The sequence below is a fragment of the Cellulomonas sp. NPDC055163 genome, assembly GCF_053607065.1.
In genome coordinates this window covers 350,395-367,368 of record NZ_JBSGSU010000007.1, presented here as the reverse complement: position 1 = coordinate 367,368, position 16,974 = coordinate 350,395, and the positions used below count along the sequence as shown (strand labels likewise).

The following is a 16,974-nucleotide window of genomic DNA, read 5'->3' as shown; positions in this document are numbered from 1 at the left end:
CTGGTCCGGCGGTCATCCCGTGGGGGGACGGCTCACGCGCCGGGTCGCACGAGGCCCGTCTCGTAGGCGACGACGACGGCCTGGACGCGGTCGCGCGCGCCGAGCTTGGCGAGGATGCGCCCGACGTGCGTCTTGACGGTGGCCTCCGCGACGAACAGGTCCTGGCCGATCTCGGTGTTGGACCGTCCCCGGGCCATGTGCACGAGAACCTCGCGCTCGCGCTCCGTGAGGTCGGCGACGGCCGCGTGCGCCGGCCCGGACTCACCGGCGTGCTGCTCCGCGGGGAGCACGGTGACGAGGTGCTCGATGAGCCGGCGGGTGCTCGACGGCGCGATGACCGCGTCACCGGCGTGCACCGTGCGGATCGCGTCGAGCATCTCCTCGGGCGGCGCGTCCTTGAGCAGGAAGCCGCTCGCGCCGGCGCGGATCGCGGCGAGCACGTACTCGTCGAGGTCGAACGTCGTGAGCACGATGATGCGCGGGGCGGGCTCGCCGGGGGTCGCGGCAGCGGTGATCGCCGCGGTGGCCGCGAGGCCGTCCATCGTGGGCATGCGCACGTCCATGAGCACGACGTCGACCTGCCCGACGACGCTCCGGGACGCCGCGTCGGGGGCGAGCGCCCGGACGATCTGCGCGCCGTCGCCGGCCTCGAGGACGACCTCGAGGTCGGGCTGGGAGTCGATCACCATGCGGAACCCGGCCCGCACGAGCTGCTGGTCGTCGACGAGCGCGACGCGGACGGTGCCGCTCACAGCGGCTTCGGGGTGGTCATGTCGGGGGCTCCCTGAGGTGCGGTCGGTGGCGGTCCTGCTACGGGCGGACGTGGGGGCGCGGGCGCGAGCACAGGTGCGGGCGAGGCCGTCGACCCCGCACCCGTCGTGGGTGCGGCGAGGACGCCGGGCGTGGGGCGGCCGCCGGGTACGGCGAGGGCGCCGGGTGCGGGGGCGCGGTCGCCGCCGACGGGCGGCAGCGGGATCTGCGCCCGCACGCGGAACCCGCCGCCGGGCCGCGGACCGGCCGTGACCGAGCCGCCGAACATCGCCGCACGCTCCCGCATCCCGAGCAGGCCCTGGCCGAGCCCGTCGGACTCGGCGGCGGCGCCGCGCCCGTCGTCGCCCACCTCGAGCACGAGCGACGCGTCGAGCCACTGCACGACGACCGTCACGGTCGGGTCGGGCCCGGCGTGCTTGAGGATGTTGGTGAGCGCCTCCTGGCAGATCCGGTAGGCCGTGAGTCCGGCGCCGGGCGGCAGGCGGCGGGCCGTGCCCATGCGCACGAGCGAGACGCGCAGCCCGCTCGCGCGCACCTGCTCGACGAGGGCCTCGAGGTCCTGCTCGGCGGGCTGCGGGGAGTAGGCGGCACCGCCTCCCGCGCCGCCCGGTCCGGTCGAGATGCCGCTCACCGCGGGCGCGGCGCCGCCGGGCTGGGCGGGCTCGTCGGTGCGCAGCACGCCGAGCAGCCGCCGCATGTCGCCGAGCGCGGCGCGCCCGGTCTCGGCGATCGTGCCGAGCGAGCGTGCCGCCGCGGCGGGATCGGCCCCGGCGGCGTACCGGCCCCCGTCGGCCTGGGCGATGATCACGCTGAGGGAGTGGGCGACGATGTCGTGCATCTCGCGCGCGATGCGGGACCGCTCCGCCGCCGTCGCGATCTGGTGCTGCTGGTCGCGCTCGATCTCGAGCCGGCGCGCACGGTCGACGAGCGCGTCCATCGCCTCGCGGCGCGACCGGCGCACGAGGCCGAACGCCCAGACTGCGAGCGAGATCGCGGAGCCGAACATCCACGCGAACACGCCCGCGAACGGGTCGTTCGCCCAGGCGAGCGTGAGGCCCAGCACGAGCGACCCGACGATCGCGCCGGCGACCGCGACGCGGTGGGCCCAGCGGGGCCCGTGCACCGTGACGGAGTACAGCGCGAGCAGCACCGCGACGTCGGCCGGCAGCAGCGGGCCGTAGCCGCCGGTGAGGTGGATGAGTGCGATCGTGTAGACGGTCGCGACCGAGGCGACGGGCTGGGCGCGGCGCCACGCGAGCGGTGCGATCAGCGCCAGCGCGATGAGCGGGACCCCGGCGCTCTGGTAGCCGGACTCGTACACGGTGCCCACGACGGCGGTGACCGGGACGGCGACGAGCGCGAGGAGCCCGGTGCCTGCGGCGTCGACGGCGAGCCGATGGGTGTCCTCCCACCGGATCGCTCGCTCCCACCAGCCCACCGGACGAGCGTAGGCACCGAGCACCGCGTCGTCGTGCACCCGGGGGTGGACGGGCCGTCGCCGTGCCGTCCGCCCGCGGGGGGACCGGACCGCCTGCCGGGACTGGGGGGAAGCCGGCCGGGGCGCGTGCGACGGCCGGGGCCGCAGGTCAGGACGTCACGTCGCCCGCGGAGCACGTCGTCCGCGGAAGTCCTCCGGACATCGCGCGGTCGTGACCTAGCATGGGCCAATGACTCACGTGCTGCTGGCGGAGGACGACCCTGCGATTGCCGAGCCTTTGGCTCGCGCGCTCGGGCGTGAGGGTTATGACGTCCACGTGCAAGGCACGGGTCAAGGAGCCATCGACGGCGCGGCAGCGGCCGACCTCGTCGTGCTCGACCTCGGGCTGCCCGACATGGACGGTCTCGACGTCGCGCGCGCGATCCGCAACCTCGGGCTCACGACCCCGGTCCTCGTCCTGACGGCGCGCGCCGACGAGGTCGACCTCGTCGTCGGGCTCGACGCGGGCGCCGACGACTACGTGACGAAGCCGTTCCGTCTCGCCGAGCTCCTCGCACGCGTCCGGGCGCTCCTGCGGCGCACCGTGGGCGACCCGGCGGACGAGGACGAGCTGCACGCGCAGAACGTGCGCGTCGACGTCGCCGCGCACCGCGCCTTCCAGGGTGAGCGCGAGCTGCACCTGACCGCGAAGGAGTTCGACCTCCTCCGGGTGCTCGTCGCCGCCTCGGGCACCGTCGTCGCGCGCGAGACGCTCATGCGCGAGGTCTGGGGCTCGGACCCGTCGGGCTCGACGAAGACCCTCGACATGCACGTGTCGTGGCTGCGCCGCAAGCTCGGTGACGACGCCAACTCGCCGCGCTACATCACGACCGTGCGCGGCATGGGCTTCCGGTTCGAGACCGGCGAGGCAGATCGGGGCTAGGCGTGCGCCGTCGCGTCCTCCAGGCGACCATCGCCGCGGTCACGGTCGCGGTCGTCCTGCTCGGCTTCCCCCTCGCGTTCCTCGGGGCTCAGCTCGTCGGCGAGACCCAGCTCCAGGCCATCCAGAAGCGCGCCGACGAGCTCGCGGACAAGGTCGACTTCCGCATCGACGAGGGCATCCCGTTCAGCGAGCGCATGCTCGAGCGTCACGTCGGGGGCGACGGCGAGCTTCCCGCGTTCGTGCTGGTCACCGCGCCCGACGGGACCCGCTACCAGGCCGGGGAGTTCATCGAGGGACGCACGCTGTCCAAGCACGTCCTGAGCGACACCGGGGTGCAGGTCTCGATCTACGTCTCGTGGTGGGACGTGTTCTGGCAGACGATGCGCGTCATCGGGCTCGTCGTCGCAGCCGCCGTGGTGGCGTTCGCCGCGGGCATCGCGATGGCCATCTGGCAGGCGAACCGGCTCGCCGCGCCGCTCGTCTACCTCGCCGCGTCCGCGGAGCAGCTCGGCTCCGGTCAGGTGCGCCCCGAGCTCGAGCCCTCGGGCGTCGAGGAGATCGACCTCGTCGCCGCCGAGCTCGCGCGCAGCGCCGACCGCATGGCCGGCCGGCTCGCCGCCGAGCGTCAGTTCGCCTCCGACGCCTCGCACCAGCTGCGCACGCCGCTGACCGCGCTGTCGATGCGCCTCGAGGAGATCACGCTCGCCACCGAGGAGGAGGCCGTCCGCGAGGAGGCCCGCATCTCCCTGGAGCAGGTCGAGCGGCTCGTGACCGTGGTCGACGACCTGCTCACGCGGTCGCGGCGGGCGCAGGGGGGCACGACCGAGGCCGTGCGGCTGCTCGACGTCGTGCACCAGCAGGAGGAGGAGTGGGCGCCCGCGTTCGCCGCGGCGAAGCGCCGGCTCGCCGTCGAGGTCGGGGCCGGCGTCCAGGTCCTCGCGACCCCCGGGGCGCTCGCACAGGTCGTGGCGACGCTGATCGAGAACTCCCTCAAGCACGGGGACGGGACGACGACGGTGCGCTCGCGCAGCGGCGGGCCGTCCGGTGCGGTCGTCGTCGAGGTCGCGGACGAGGGGGACGGCGTGCCCGACGAGCTCGCGCCGCGGATCTTCGAGCGTGAGGTGACCTCGGGCAAGGGAACGGGTCTCGGGCTCGCCCTCGCGCGGGACCTCGCCTCGGCCGACGGGGGACGCCTCGAGCTCGCGCAGCGCCGGCCCGCGGTGTTCGCGCTGTTCCTCTCCGGGGTGCCCGCCCAGCTCGCGCCGGACGTGGTCATGCCGCGTGGCTCGGTCATCTCGCCGCGGACCGACCGCCGCTGGCGGTAGGGCGCTCCGGACCGCTCGCCGCCGGCGGTAGCGCGGACGCGGACGCGGACCCGTCGCCGCGGGCGGTAGGGCGGACCAGTCACCGCCGGTGGCAGCGTCGAACCGGCCGCAGCCGGCGGTGCGTGCGTGGCTGCGGAGTTCAGGCCCGGTCGAGCGAGGGGACCGACGCAGCCGCGTCGAGCGACGCGGTGTCCGCGACCGTCCGGTTCCCGTCGAGCACGGGCTCGCCGGTCACCGTGACGTCCTCCAGGACGACGGGCGGGGCGACGGTCGGCACCACGTCGCCCGAGGCGGACGTGAAGACGAGCGTCTTGTACCCGACGTACCGCACGATCGTGCCCAGGCCGATGCCGATGATGTTCGCGACGTTGTCCGCGAGCGGGGTCGTGAAGCCCAGCACGTAGTGCGAGAGCGCGAGGGTCCCGATGCCGAGCACGACGCCGATCGCGTTGACCACCGCGTAGGCCACGAACTCGCGCCCGCGCCGGGCGGTGCGGTGCTCGGCGAACGTCCAGTGCCGGTTGCCGAGCCAGGAGACGACCGTCGCGGCGGCGATGGACAGCACGCGCGCGGTGATGGGCTTGTCGATCAGCAGCTCGCCCGGCCCGAACCGCAGCAGGTTGAACAGGCCGAGGTCGACGACGAACGCCACCCCGCCGACCGACAGGAAGCGTGCGAGCTCGAGCACGCGGACCCGCAGCGCGAGCAGCCGCTCCGGTCCTGCTCCTGGCGTAGACGTCACCGGTGGATCGTACCCCTGGGCCTCCGGGCGGCGGCGAGGGCGAGATCGGGTGAAAACGGACGTGCGGTCGGCGCGAGGGAGCCGCCGTCCCGGACGGTGCGCGCCCACGCCGCGGGGCTCGACTACTCTCGTCGCCCGTGACAGCACCCGTCGTGGCCGTGGTCGGTGGAGGCCAGCTCGCCCGCATGATGACACCCGCCGCGACAGCGCTCGGGGTACACCTGCGGGTGCTCGTCGAGGAGCCGGCGTCGTCGGCCGCGCAGGTCGTGGTCGACGCACCCGTCGGTGCCGCACGCGACGAGCGTGCCGTCGAGGGGCTCGTCGCGGGCCGGCCGGGCACCGTCGTGCCCGCGCACGCCGCCCCCGCCGACGTCCTCACCTTCGAGCACGAGCACGTCCCCTCGGCGCTCCTCGAGCGGCTCGTGGCGGGTGGCCTGCCCGTGCACCCGGCGCCGGGTGCGCTCGTGCACGCGCAGGACAAGCACGTGATGCGCCGGCGCCTGACCGAGCTCGGCGTGCCGTGCCCGCGCTGGGCGGCGGTGGCCGACGCCGCGGAGCTCGAGGCGTTCCTCGGTTCGACGGGCGGCGAGGCGGTCGTCAAGACGGTGCGCGGAGGCTACGACGGCAAGGGCGTGCGCGTCGTCCGGTCCGCGCACGAGGTCGACGACTGGTTCGACGCCGCCGCACGCGGCGAGGGCGCCGAGCTCCTCGCGGAGGAGAAGGTGCCGTTCACCCGCGAGCTCGCGGTGCTCGTGGCCCGCACGCCGTCGGGCGAGGTCCGGACGTGGCCCGTCGTGGAGTCCGTGCAGGTCGACGGCGTGTGCTCCGAGGTCGTCGCACCCGCGCCGGACCTCGACCCCCGCACCGGCGAGGAGGCGCGGCGCACCGCGGTGGCCGTCGCCGAGGGGCTCGCCGTCACGGGCGTCCTCGCGGTCGAGCTGTTCGAGGTCCCGGGGGAGGCGCCCGGCGCCGCGCCGCGCGTGCTCGTCAACGAGCTCGCGATGCGACCGCACAACTCGGGGCACTGGACGATCGACGGCTCCGTCACGAGCCAGTTCGAGCAGCACCTGCGCGCGGTGCTCGACCTGCCCCTCGGCGACACGGTGCCGCGGGCGCCGTGGACGGTCATGGTCAACGTGCTCGGCAGCGCGCGCGCCGAGCTGACCGACGGCCTCGACGTGGTCGCACGGGCCGACGCGCACGCGAAGGTGCACCTCTACGGCAAGGGCGTGCGCCCCGGGCGCAAGCTCGGCCACGTCAACGTCTCGGGCGACGACCTCGACGACGTCCGCCGGCGGGCCCGGGCGGCGGCGGCCCTGCTGCGCGGCGAGGACCCCGTCTGACGGGCGGCGCCGGCCCGGCACCACACCGGTGCGGGCCTCGGCCGCGCACCTGGCACCACCTCGCGAACGGGAGACGGACATGGCAGCACAGCCCCTGGTCGGCATCGTGATGGGATCGGACTCGGACTGGCCCGTGATGCAGGCCGCGGCCGAGGCCCTGGGCGAGTTCGGCGTCCCCGTCGAGGTCGACGTCGTCTCGGCGCACCGCCAGCCCGAGAAGATGGTCGAGTACGGGCGCTCGGCGGCCGGTCGCGGGCTGCGGGTGGTCGTCGCCGGTGCCGGCGGCGCCGCGCACCTTCCCGGCATGCTCGCGGCGGTGACGACCCTGCCCGTCATCGGTGTGCCCGTGCCCCTCGCGCACCTCGACGGGCTCGACTCGCTGCTCTCGATCGTGCAGATGCCCGCGGGCGTCCCGGTCGCGACCGTGTCCGTCGGGGGCGCGCGGAACGCGGGCCTGCTCGCGGTGCGCATCCTCGCGTCGGGGGTCGACGACGACGCGCGGCGGCTCGCCGCGGCCATGGCCGACTTCCAGGTCGGGCTGCGCGCGCAGGCTGACGCCAAGGGGGAGCGGCTCCGCGGCTCCTACGCCGACGGCGGCCGTCCCCGTACGGGGTTCACGGCCTGACCTCCGTCGGCACGCGTCCGCGCCGGGGTCCACGGCCTGACGGCCGTCGGCACGCGTCCCCGCCCGGGGTCCACGGCCTGACCTCCGTCGGCGCGCGTGCCGGCACGGGGTTCACGGCCTGACCTCCGACGGCGCGCGTGCCGCCGATCCACGCCGACCGGCGCGCGCCTCCGACCGGCGACCGGCGCGTGACTCCCGTCGGATGCCGATGTCGCGCCCTCCGACCTGACCTCGACCCCGTCCCCGGCGCGAACCCCAGCGCGGGCCGACCAGGCGGGCTCGCCGCTCAGGGGGTCGGCATCCCGCCGACGGGGCCGGGCGGCTGCGAGCCGTCGCGGATCGCCGCGAAGAAGCCCGGTGCGCGCTCGGGGTCGAGCAGCACCGACGACCCCACGCCCCCGGGCCGGTAGTCGACGTCGGAGATCGGCGGTGTCCCGGTGATGCCGTCGGGCCCGTTCGCGGAGCGGAACGTCAGCGCCATGCGGCCCAGGTCGAGCATGCCGGTCTCGTCGCTCACCGTGAGCGCCCCGGTCCCCGACCGGAGGAGGGCGACCTGCTTGCCGGGCTGCAGGAGCAGGCCCGGGTCCTGCACGCGGCTCGAGATCGACCCGATGAGCTGCTGCTGGCGTTCGGCCCGCCCGATGTCCCCGTCGGGGTCCGACTTGCGCATGCGGGCGAACGCGAGCGCCTCCGGCCCGGTCACGTCGCGGCAGCCGGGCGTCCAGACCATCCCGCTGTCCTTGTCGTCGACCGTCAGGTCGGAGCACAGGTTCACGCCCCCGACGGCGTCGACGATCTGCTCGAACCCGCCGAAGCCGACCTCGACGTAGTGGTCCACGGTCATGCCCGTGAGGCCCTCGACGGTCTGCACGAGGAGCGGTGCGCCGCCCGCCGAGTACGCCGCGTTGAGCTTGCCGGGCCCTTGCCCGGGGATCTCGACGTAGGTGTCGCGCGGCAGGCTCAGGAGCGCCGCCGGACCTGAGGCGGGCTGGTGCAGCAGCATCATGGTGTCGGACCGCTGGCCGGTCGTCTCGGGGTCCTCGATCGTCCCGTCGGCGCGGGAGTCCGACCCGGTGAGCAGGTACGTCGTGCCGTCCGTCCCGGCTGCTCCCGAGAGCGCCGTGACGTGCGCGAGCTTCCCGTCCGCCCAGATGATCAGCCCGATCGGCCAGGCGAGCGCGAGGACAAGCACCACCGCGACACCGGCCACGACCAGCCGGCGCCGTGAGACGCGGGGGAGGCCGCCGGGGGCATCGACCCCGGGACGCACCGATCGGGACACCCCGGGACGCGCGCCGGAGGAGGGCGGCGCCGCCGGCGGCCGACCGGCGGGCGGCCGGGCGCCGGAGGTGCTCGCCGCACGGGCGGGCCCGGGGGCGGCGGGCGTCGGGCGCCCGGCGACGACCACGGGCTCGTCAGCGGCGGGGCGGCGGCCCGTGGCGGGCGTCGCGGGCCGGACCGCGGGCGGGCGGCCGGGTGTCGAGGGCCGGTCGGTGCGCGGGGCTGGAGTGCGCACCGGTGCCGGGGGTGCGTCGTCGCCGGGCCGAGATCGCGCCTGCCGCGTCCCCTCGCTCGGCGTCGGCGTCGGCGTCGCCGGCCGCGAGGTCCGCGGCGTCGCCGGACGGGTCGGTCTCCCGGGGGTGCGCGTCCCGCCGCCGACGGACACCGCGTCCGAGGAGCTCGGTGGCCGGCCGGAACCCGCCCCGGGAGCGAAGCTCGGCGGCGTCGCGGGAGCCGCCCCGTCACGGCGGGGGGCACGGCCGGGCGTCCCCGGGGTCAGCGGTCGGGCGGAGCCGCCGCTGCGCGCGCGCGAGCCGCGGCTCGTCGGCTGCTCATCGGGCGTCATGGCACCCGCTCACGCCGGACCGCACACGTCGCTGACCGCGGCGGTGAGGGGGGCGTCCTCGGGCGGCGTCGACGGTGTGGTCGGGGCGACCTCCGGCGCAGCGGTGCCGGGGTCCGCCGGAGCGGCCGTCGCGCCCGGGTCGGCCGGTGCCGCCGGGGCGGGGACGAGCGGGAGGTCGGCTGCCATGTTGGCCCAGATCTGGTCGGCCTCCGACGTCCACTCGACGCGGTTCGGGTCGCTCTTGGCTGCCGCGAACGGGATGGTCATGAAGGTGATGTTGTTCGTCGAGACGTTCTGGAGGCTGAACGCGAGCCCGGTCATCGCGGGGATCGACGCGAGCTCCGGGTTCGCCGTGACCGAGCTCGTGGCGGCGTTGAGGAACTGCACGAGCTGCGGCACGTCGGTGAGCAGGCTCTTCGAGAGGACGGTCCGCACCGTCGCCCCGAGGAGCTTCTGCTGACGCACGAGGCGGTCGGTGTCGGAGCCGTTGCCCAGGCCCTGACCGGTCCGGGCCCGCGCGTAGGCAAGCGCCGTCGACCCGTTCAGCACCTGCTCGCCCGCGGCGAGCTCGAGCCCGGCCTTGTCGGAGCTCATGTCGTTCGGGATGCACATGGGGATGCCGCCGAGCGCGTCGACCATCCCGATGAAGCCGGCGAAGTCGATCACGACGTAGTGGTGGATGAACACCCCGGTCGTCGACTCGACGGTCTGGATGGTGCAGGCGGCCGCGTCGGAGGCGAGCCCGGTCTGCTCCGAGCCGATCGAGAACGCCGCGTTGAACTGGCCGAACTGGGCGCGCGAGGACGAGCCGTCCGAGCGTGCGCACGCCGGGATGTCGACGAGCGAGTCACGGGGGATCGAGACGAGCTCGACGCGGGACCGGTCGGCCGAGATGTGCAGCACGATCGTCGTGTCCGAGCGCATGCCGGCGACCTCGCCGCCGATCTCGCCGTTCGCGCCGTCACGCACGTCGGAGCCCATGAGCAGGATGTTCACCGCCTGGCCGGCGTTCGGGTCGTCCGGGTCCGGCGTCGGGGTGGGACGGTCACCGAGCAGCTCGGTGACGTCCTCGGCCTGGATGTTGCTCTGCAGCTGGGAGTAGGCCGCAGCCATGCCCGAGCCGGCGAACGCGAGCAGGGCCGTCGTCGTGAGGGCGATCCCGCGCAGGACGCCGTGGCCGCCGTGCCGGCGGGCGTGCCGGACAGCGCGGGGGCGCGACGAGGCTGCGTGGCGGATGGTCACCCCAGAAGGATAGGAGCGCGGCGCGCGGGGAGCGGGGAGCAGCGTGTCGGGCGCGGTGGAGGATCTGTGCAGATGACGGGACGCGCGCGGTGCCGGCCCACGGCGCTCCGGCACGAACCCGACCGATCCCGGCGAACCGCCCGCGAGCGGGACGCGGGACGGGGTGGCCCCGCCGGGCGGGATGGCCCCGCCGGGAGAGGTGGCTCCGCCGCACGAGGTGGCTCCGCCGCCGGGCGAGGAGCCACCTCCGGGAGGTCAGCGACCCAGCTGGGCGTACTTGGCCTCGGTGGCGTCCTTCTGCGGCCGCCACCACGCCTCGTTCTCGCGGTACCAGGCGATCGTCGCCTCGAGCCCCGCGCGGAAGTTCTCGTACCGCGGCGTCCAGCCGAGCTCGTCGCGCAGCTTCGTCGAGTCGATCGCGTACCGCAGGTCGTGGCCGGGGCGGTCGCTCACCAGGTCGTACGCGTCGCGCGCCTGGCCCGTGAGCTCGAGGATCAGCTCGACGACAGCCTTGTTGTTCTCCTCGCCGTCCGCGCCGATGAGGTACGTCTCGCCGATGCGGCCGCGCTCGATGATCGCCCAGACCGCCGAGTTGTGGTCCTCGACGTGGATCCAGTCGCGCACGTTCTCGCCCGTGCCGTAGAGCTTCGGGCGGATGCCGTCGATGACGTTCGTGACCTGGCGCGGGATGAACTTCTCGACGTGCTGGTACGGACCGTAGTTGTTCGAGCAGTTCGACAGCGTCGCCTCGACGCCGAACGAGCGGGCCCACGCACGCACGAGCAGGTCGCTCGCCGCCTTGGTGGAGGAGTACGGGCTCGACGGGTTGTACGGCGTCTCCGGCGTGAACTTCGCCGGGTCGTCCAGCTCGAGATCGCCGTACACCTCGTCGGTCGAGATGTGGTGGAACCGCGTGCCGTGCCGGCGGACCGCCTCGAGCAGCGTGTACGTCCCGATGACGTTCGTCTGCACGAACGGCCACGGGTCGTGCAGCGAGTTGTCGTTGTGCGACTCGGCGGCGAAGTGCACGACGACGTCGGCGTCGCGGACCAGGGAGTCGACGAGCTCGGCGTCGGCGATGTCGCCCCGCACGAACGTGACGGCGTCGGCGACGGGGGACAGGCTCGCCTCGTCGCCGGCGTAGGTGAGCGCGTCGAGCACCGTCACCTGGACGTCCGGGCGCTCGCGGACGGTCTGGTGGACGAAGTTGGAGCCGATGAAGCCGGCTCCGCCGGTGACGAGCAGACGCACGAGAGGACCTCCTGGGACGCGGCTGGGCGGGGTCGAGCCTAGCGGGGACGGGAGGAGGGCCGCGCCGCCGGGCGGGTGCGCGCGTGTAGGGTGACGCGACGGTGGCGCCTGGCCTCGCGGTGCGCGGGCACGACGCCCCCTCGACCCCCTCCCGCTCGTCACAGACAGGGCCGCTGCATGCGCAACGACACGACCACTCGTCTACGGGGAGCGGTTCTCGCCGGCCTCGCCGTCTCGGTCGGTGCCGTGGCCCACGTGCTGCTGCAGGCGGGGATGATGCGCAGCTGGCCCGGCTGGAACCTGTCGGCCTTCCGCAACTACTTCGCCTCCGACCAGATGGCGTACCTGTCGATCGTGCGGAGCGTCGCCGAGGGTGAGTCGGCGTTCGTCGAGCCCTTCACGCTGACCGGCTCGATCTACTACCCGCGCGGCTACTACGTCGTGATCGGCACGCTCGCCCGGCTGACCTCGACCCACCCGGCGACCATGTGGACGCTGTGCGGCCTCGCAGCGCAGGTCCTGCTCGTCGTCGCGATCGGCGTCACGTGCGTCCTGCTCACCCGGCGGTGGTGGACGGGTGTGCTGGGCTTCCTGCCCTTCCTGATCGGGACGGGCGGCTGGCTGCTCGACCAGCCGACGTGGATGCGCCAGCTCGACTCGCACGCGGTGCTGTGGGGCCCGTTCGCCGTGCTCTACACGCTCAACGGCGAGTCGGTCGCGCTCGCGCTCGGCGGGGTCGCGATGCTCGCCCTCCTGCTGGTCGGCGCCCGTCGGCTGCCGCAGCGCCTCGAGTGGCCCGTCGCGATCGCCGCCTGCCTCCTCGTGGGTTCGCTCGCCAACATCCAGACGTACTCCTTCCTCGTCTCCGCGTACGTCGTGGTGGCGTGCGCCGCGGTCGTGGGCCTCGTCCGCGCGCGGTCCTGGGTCGCCGCCGGGATCACCGTCGCGTTGTTCGCCGTCGTCGCGTTCGCCGGTCCGGTCGTCGCGGAGGACGCGAGCCCGCTGGCGGTCCTCGTCCTCGGCCTCGCGCCGGCGCTGCCCGGCCTGGTGCTCCTCCTGCGCGCGACCGGTGCACGCCTGTGGTGGTGCGCCGTCGCGGTCGCGGTGGGTGCGGCGCCGCAGGTCCTCGCGACCGTCGGCGGGCTCCTGCGGAAGGACGACTTCCTGGTGTACCGGGAGGCCTCGACGAAGAACCTCGGCGTCCCCGTCGAGTCGGGCCTGTCGAGCGGGGTGTGGATCGTGCCCGCGCTGCTGCTCGTCGCCTGGATCGGCTTCCGCCGCCGCCACCTGCTCTGGTCCGCGCTCCCGCTCGGGCTCGTGACCGTCTGGGCGTGGCTGTCGGTCAACGACCGCTGGGGCGCCAACCAGGAGCCCTACCGCTTCTGGCTCGACACCTACCTCGTCGTGACGGCGCTGACCGTGCCGCTGCTGGCCTGGGCGACGTCCGCCGCGCTGAGCCGCCGGGTCCCCGCCGTCGAGCAGGCGGCGCCGGGCGCGGCCCCGGACGAGCAGGACGGCGACGCACCGCACGACGACGGCCGCCCCGAAGGTGACCTGGAGGTCGGCGCCGATCCGGCGGACGGTGCCGACCGCCGCGCGGGCGTCCGCGACGAGGAGCCGGTCGGCGCAGGGCCGAACCGGGTGCTCGTCGCCGTCGCGCTCGTGCTCGCCGTCGTGGTCGCCGGGATCTCGGTGCGCGACTTCGTGCTCTTCCGTCGCGACGTGACCGCACTCGGCTACATCCCGCTGGTCACGCCGCGCTACGAGGCGGTCACGGCCCTCGCCGAGCGGACCGACGGCGCGCTCGTGCTGCCCGACAGCTGCCTCGACCCGATCCTCGTGAAGCTCGCGTGGGGCGGCCCGGTCGCGTTCTTCAACCTGGGGCTCGCGTGGCCCGACCAGGTCGAGGACATCGCGGAGCTGCTCGCGCAGCGCGGCGCCGGCGCGGTGGACCCGGCCCGGGCGGAGAGCGCGGGGGTCCGCTGGCTGATCGCCGACGCGTCGTGCGCGCTCGAGATCGCCGACGACGGCAACGCGCAGCTCGTCGCGACGCAGGAGTTCACCGACGCCGCCGGCACGGTCGGGACCGTCGAGCTGTGGGAGGTCACCGGCTGACCCCGCCGGTGCCGCGCGGGGCCGGCTGCGTCGACGGGCACGTCGGCCCAGCCGACGGCCGTGCCCGCGGTGAGCGGTCTGCCGGGTGCTCAGCCGCGCGTGTAGACCCCGAGCGTCGCCTCGGCGCACCGGTCCCAGGTCCACCGCCGGGCCCACGCCTGCCGTCGCGCGACCGCGTCGGCGTCGGCCGGGGCCTGCAGGACCTCGAGGAGTGCCGCCGCGAGCGCGTCGGCATCGTCCGGGGCCGCGGCGACGGCGAGACCGCCGGAGACCTCCTCCAGCGCAGGGATCGTCGAGCGCACGACCGGGCGGCCCGCGGCGAGGGCCTCGAGCACGGGCAGGCCGAAGCCCTCGTCGATCGAGGGCAGGACGAGCGCGCGGCTCGCGGCGACGACGGCGCGGAGCTCGGCCTCCTCGAGCCAGCCGGTGAGGCTCACGCCCTCAGCGCCGAGCAGCGCCTGCTCGCGACCCGCGGGCCCGGCGAGCACGAGCGCGGGGCAGCCGGGCACCTCGGCGCGCAGGCGGCGGTAGGCCTCGAGCAGCCGGGGGAGGTTCTTGCGCGGGTCCAGGGAACCGACGAAGACGAGGTAGTCGGTCGGCAAGTTGCGGGCCCGCAGCCACGCGGCGTCCGCGGGCTCGGCGGTGAACCAGGCATCGCCGACCCCGAGCCGGGTGGCCACGACACGCTCGGGGGCGAGCCCGTAGTGCTCGCGGACCTGCTCGGCGACCGTCTCGCTCGGCGTCACGACGGTCGCGCCGCGGGCCAGCGCTCGCGGCACGAGCTCGCGGTAGGCGAGGCTCGCGGCCGAGACCGTGTCCTGGAGCAGCGCGTAGGTGAGGTCGTGCACCATGACGACCTCCCGCGCCCCGCGGGTCGGCGGCGACACGAAGTTGGTGCCGTGGAACACGTCGCACCGCCCGACGAGCGACTCGATGCGGGGCCGGTCGCCCCGCAGCCACGCCGATCGCACGAGGCGGGCGGGGACGCGTGGGCCGACCTGCTCGACCCCGGCCGGGAGCCCCGGGACACGGCCTCCGCGCGCCGTCCAGGTGGTCACCCGGACCTCGCAGTCGAGGCCCAGCCGGGCGGCGGCGGCGGGCAGGTGCTGCACGAGCTCGTGCACGTAGCGACCGACGCCGGTACGGGGTCCGAGCAGCGGCGTCGCGTCGAGAACTGTCCTCACGCCCGAATAGTGTCATGTGCCCCGACCTGCACGAGCATCCGTCGGACGGCTCGGCGCAACACGCGCCGAAACGCTTGCCACGCGCGTGTGACGTCCCGAACACTCGGTGAGTGACAACCATGACAGGCGCCCACCACAGCGCCACGCGGGCCCACGGCCCGGCAGCACGTGCACTGCGGGGAGCGCTGCTCGTGCCGCTCGTCGCGACGTTCCTCGTCCCGGTGCAGAGCGCCTCCGCGGCGGAGCCGGCGACGGTCGTCCAGCCCGAGGCCGAGACCGCGCCCATCGAGAGCGCCGTCGACCAGATCGTCGTCGACGTGCCGGCCGTCGAGGCGTCGGGGGACCTCAGCACCGACGGGACGGCTCCGGAGCCGTCGCCCACGACCGGCGGCGACGTCGCCGCGGAGGTCGTCGCGGACGAGGCCACCGCGGACGGGCTCCTCGAGACCCCGGTCGTCGAGACCGACGAGTTCGCCCTGCTGGGCGTCACGTGGCCCGACGGCGGCGACGTCACGGGACTGGCGCCCGAGGTCCGGGTCCGCACCGACGGGGACTGGTCCGAGTGGATCGCCGTCGAGCCCGCGGACGACGGGCCGGACGCCGGGACCGCCGACGCCGCGTCCTCGGTCCGGGGCGGCAGCGAGCCGCTCTGGGTCCCCGGTGCGGACGCCGTCCAGGCGCGGTTCGCCGCGACGGAGACCGGCGGGCCCGAGGACCTGCGCGTCGAGCTCGTGCAGCCCGGCGAGGGGACGAGCGGTGCGTCGGTCACGACGTCGAGCGGCGCCGGCGACGCCGTCGTCACGACCGCCGGGTACCGCACCGCCGCGGCGACCACGGCGGCGACCTCCGGGGCGCTCCTCGCGGCGTCCTCGAGCGCACCGCAGCCCTCGATCGTGAGCCGCGCCGGGTGGGGTGCCGACGAGAGCCTGCGCACGTACAACGCCGGCTGCGGGACGCCCGAGTACTCGTCGGGCCTCGTGGGCGCCGTCGTCCACCACACCGCGAACGACAACGGCTCGTACGGGACGCCCGAGCAGGCGCGGGCGCTCCTGCGCAGCATCTACGCGTACCACGTGCGCAGCCGCGGCTGGTGCGACATCGGCTACAACTTCGTCGTCGACCGGTGGGGCTACATCTACGAGGGGCGCGCGGGTGGCATCGACCGGCCCGTCAAGGGCGTGCACGCCGGCGGCTTCAACACCGGGACCGTCGGGGTGTCGATGCTCGGCGAGTTCACCTCGGTCGGTCCCTCGAACGAGCAGCGCGACGCCGTCGCCCGGATCATCGCGTGGCGCCTCGGTGCCTACGGGAAGGCCCCGCAGGGCCGGATGCAGTACCACACCCTGGGTGGGGAGAACTCGCGCTTCCCGGCGGGGACGACCGTCGACCTGCCGGTCGTGTTCGGCCACCGGGACACCGCCTACACCGCCTGCCCCGGCAACATGGGGTACGCGGCGCTCGACGGCATCCGCGCACGGGCGCAGTCGCTCACCTCGTACACCGCTCTCATCCAGGCGCTGTACATCGACCTCCTCGGGCGCGGCGCCGACCCGTCGGGCCTGCAGACGTGGGGCGACCAGCTCGCGCGCGGCGTGAGCCAGGCGCAGCTCGTCGCGACGCTCACGTGGAGCGACGAGTACATCGACCGCCGCGTCGTGCAGGCGTACCAGACCGTGCTCGGCCGTGCCCCGGAGCCGGGTGGCGCGGACCACTGGCGCCGGGTCGTGCGGGCCGGGGTCGTCCCGCTCGACGACGTGCCGCGCTACCTCATGGCGAGCCCCGAGATGTACGCCAAGGGCGGCGGGACGGACCGCGGGTTCGTCAACGTCATGTACGAGCAGGTCCTCGGGCGTCCCGCGGGCGCCCCGGAGCAGGCGTACTGGGCCGACCAGATCCCGCGCGCGGGCCGCGAGGTCGTCCTCACGGGGATCTGGGTGTCCTACGAGTCGGCTCGGCGCCGTGCCGCGGTCTACTACCGGACGTTCCTCGGGCGCGAGCCCGACCCGTCGGGGCTCGAGACCTGGACGATGATCCTCATGGGTCAGGGCGAGAGCGCGGTCCGTACCGGCATCGCCGGCAGCCAGGAGTACCTCGACCGGGCGCGCTCGCGCTTCTGAGCAGTCCCGACCGAGCCGCACGACGACGGCGCCGGCCCCCTCAGGAGAGAGGG

13 protein-coding genes are annotated in these 16,974 nt (G+C 75.0%); 6 read left to right on the top strand and 7 right to left on the bottom strand.

Features of this window, described 5'->3' with window-relative positions:
* Positions 1–32: 32 nt before the first annotated feature.
* Both ACWFNE_RS16155 and ACWFNE_RS16150 read right to left on the bottom strand, forming a co-directional pair.
* On the bottom strand, positions 33–752 hold the full coding sequence (locus tag ACWFNE_RS16155; RefSeq protein ID WP_452123428.1) for a response regulator: 720 nt from the start codon (positions 750–752) through the stop codon (positions 33–35).
* Positions 749–2,209 (bottom strand): sensor histidine kinase, encoded by a 1,461-nt coding sequence (locus ACWFNE_RS16150; protein ID WP_452123427.1) that lies wholly within the window; start codon positions 2,207–2,209, stop codon positions 749–751. The genes ACWFNE_RS16155 and ACWFNE_RS16150 overlap by 4 nt, the downstream gene beginning before the upstream one ends.
* Before the next feature lie 229 nt (positions 2,210–2,438).
* Here ACWFNE_RS16150 and ACWFNE_RS16145 point away from each other — a divergent pair, with 229 nt between their 5' ends.
* Both ACWFNE_RS16145 and ACWFNE_RS16140 read left to right on the top strand, forming a co-directional pair.
* Positions 2,439–3,131, top strand: a complete 693-nt coding sequence (locus ACWFNE_RS16145; RefSeq protein WP_258726381.1) for a response regulator transcription factor — start codon at positions 2,439–2,441, stop codon at positions 3,129–3,131.
* Positions 3,132–3,133: 2 nt separating this feature from the next.
* Complete coding sequence (locus ACWFNE_RS16140) at positions 3,134–4,456, top strand: ATP-binding protein (protein WP_452123426.1); 1,323 nt, start codon at positions 3,134–3,136, stop codon at positions 4,454–4,456.
* A 139-nt stretch (positions 4,457–4,595) separates the two neighbouring features.
* Here the strand turns inward: ACWFNE_RS16140 and ACWFNE_RS16135 are convergent, their stop codons facing one another.
* Positions 4,596–5,198 (bottom strand): GtrA family protein, encoded by a 603-nt coding sequence (locus ACWFNE_RS16135; protein WP_452123425.1) that lies wholly within the window; start codon positions 5,196–5,198, stop codon positions 4,596–4,598.
* A 137-nt stretch (positions 5,199–5,335) separates the two neighbouring features.
* Here ACWFNE_RS16135 and ACWFNE_RS16130 point away from each other — a divergent pair, with 137 nt between their 5' ends.
* Positions 5,336–6,541, top strand: a complete 1,206-nt coding sequence (locus ACWFNE_RS16130) for a 5-(carboxyamino)imidazole ribonucleotide synthase (protein WP_452123424.1) — start codon at positions 5,336–5,338, stop codon at positions 6,539–6,541.
* Positions 6,542–6,620: 79 nt separating this feature from the next.
* The gene (gene purE, locus ACWFNE_RS16125; RefSeq protein ID WP_452123423.1) at positions 6,621–7,166 is read left to right on the top strand and encodes a 5-(carboxyamino)imidazole ribonucleotide mutase; all 546 of its coding nucleotides are present in this window, start codon (positions 6,621–6,623) and stop codon (positions 7,164–7,166) included.
* Positions 7,167–7,452: 286 nt separating this feature from the next.
* Here the strand turns inward: purE and ACWFNE_RS16120 are convergent, their stop codons facing one another.
* The 3 genes from ACWFNE_RS16120 to rfbB form a co-directional block, all read right to left on the bottom strand.
* On the bottom strand, positions 7,453–8,361 hold the full coding sequence (locus ACWFNE_RS16120; protein WP_452123422.1) for an LCP family protein: 909 nt from the start codon (positions 8,359–8,361) through the stop codon (positions 7,453–7,455).
* A gap of 660 nt (positions 8,362–9,021) precedes the next feature.
* Positions 9,022–10,254: an LCP family protein gene (locus ACWFNE_RS16115; protein ID WP_452123421.1), complete on the bottom strand. Its 1,233-nt coding sequence runs from the start codon at positions 10,252–10,254 to the stop codon at positions 9,022–9,024.
* Between the two features lie 255 nt (positions 10,255–10,509).
* The gene (gene rfbB / locus ACWFNE_RS16110) at positions 10,510–11,505 is read right to left on the bottom strand and encodes a dTDP-glucose 4,6-dehydratase (RefSeq protein ID WP_452123420.1); all 996 of its coding nucleotides are present in this window, start codon (positions 11,503–11,505) and stop codon (positions 10,510–10,512) included.
* A 177-nt stretch (positions 11,506–11,682) separates the two neighbouring features.
* Between rfbB and ACWFNE_RS16105 the strand changes: the two genes are divergently transcribed.
* A complete protein-coding gene (locus ACWFNE_RS16105; RefSeq protein WP_452123419.1) occupies positions 11,683–13,620 on the top strand; it encodes a hypothetical protein in 1,938 nt (645 codons plus the stop codon).
* 89 nt (positions 13,621–13,709) lie between these two features.
* Here the strand turns inward: ACWFNE_RS16105 and ACWFNE_RS16100 are convergent, their stop codons facing one another.
* Complete coding sequence (locus ACWFNE_RS16100) at positions 13,710–14,804, bottom strand: glycosyltransferase family 4 protein (RefSeq protein ID WP_452123418.1); 1,095 nt, start codon at positions 14,802–14,804, stop codon at positions 13,710–13,712.
* A 119-nt stretch (positions 14,805–14,923) separates the two neighbouring features.
* Here ACWFNE_RS16100 and ACWFNE_RS16095 point away from each other — a divergent pair, with 119 nt between their 5' ends.
* On the top strand, positions 14,924–16,921 hold the full coding sequence (locus tag ACWFNE_RS16095; RefSeq protein ID WP_452123460.1) for a DUF4214 domain-containing protein: 1,998 nt from the start codon (positions 14,924–14,926) through the stop codon (positions 16,919–16,921).
* Positions 16,922–16,974 lie beyond the last annotated feature (53 nt).

Bases quoted from the DNA above. Each gene is read 5' to 3' on its own strand.
- ACWFNE_RS16145 (WP_258726381.1), top strand. From the start codon at position 2,439: ATGACTCACGTGCTGCTGGCGGAGGACGACCCTGCGATTGCCGAGCCT.
- purE (WP_452123423.1), top strand. From the start codon at position 6,621: ATGGCAGCACAGCCCCTGGTCGGCATCGTGATGGGATCGGACTCGGAC.
- ACWFNE_RS16105 (WP_452123419.1), top strand. From the start codon at position 11,683: ATGCGCAACGACACGACCACTCGTCTACGGGGAGCGGTTCTCGCCGGC.
- ACWFNE_RS16095 (WP_452123460.1), top strand. From the start codon at position 14,924: ATGACAGGCGCCCACCACAGCGCCACGCGGGCCCACGGCCCGGCAGCA.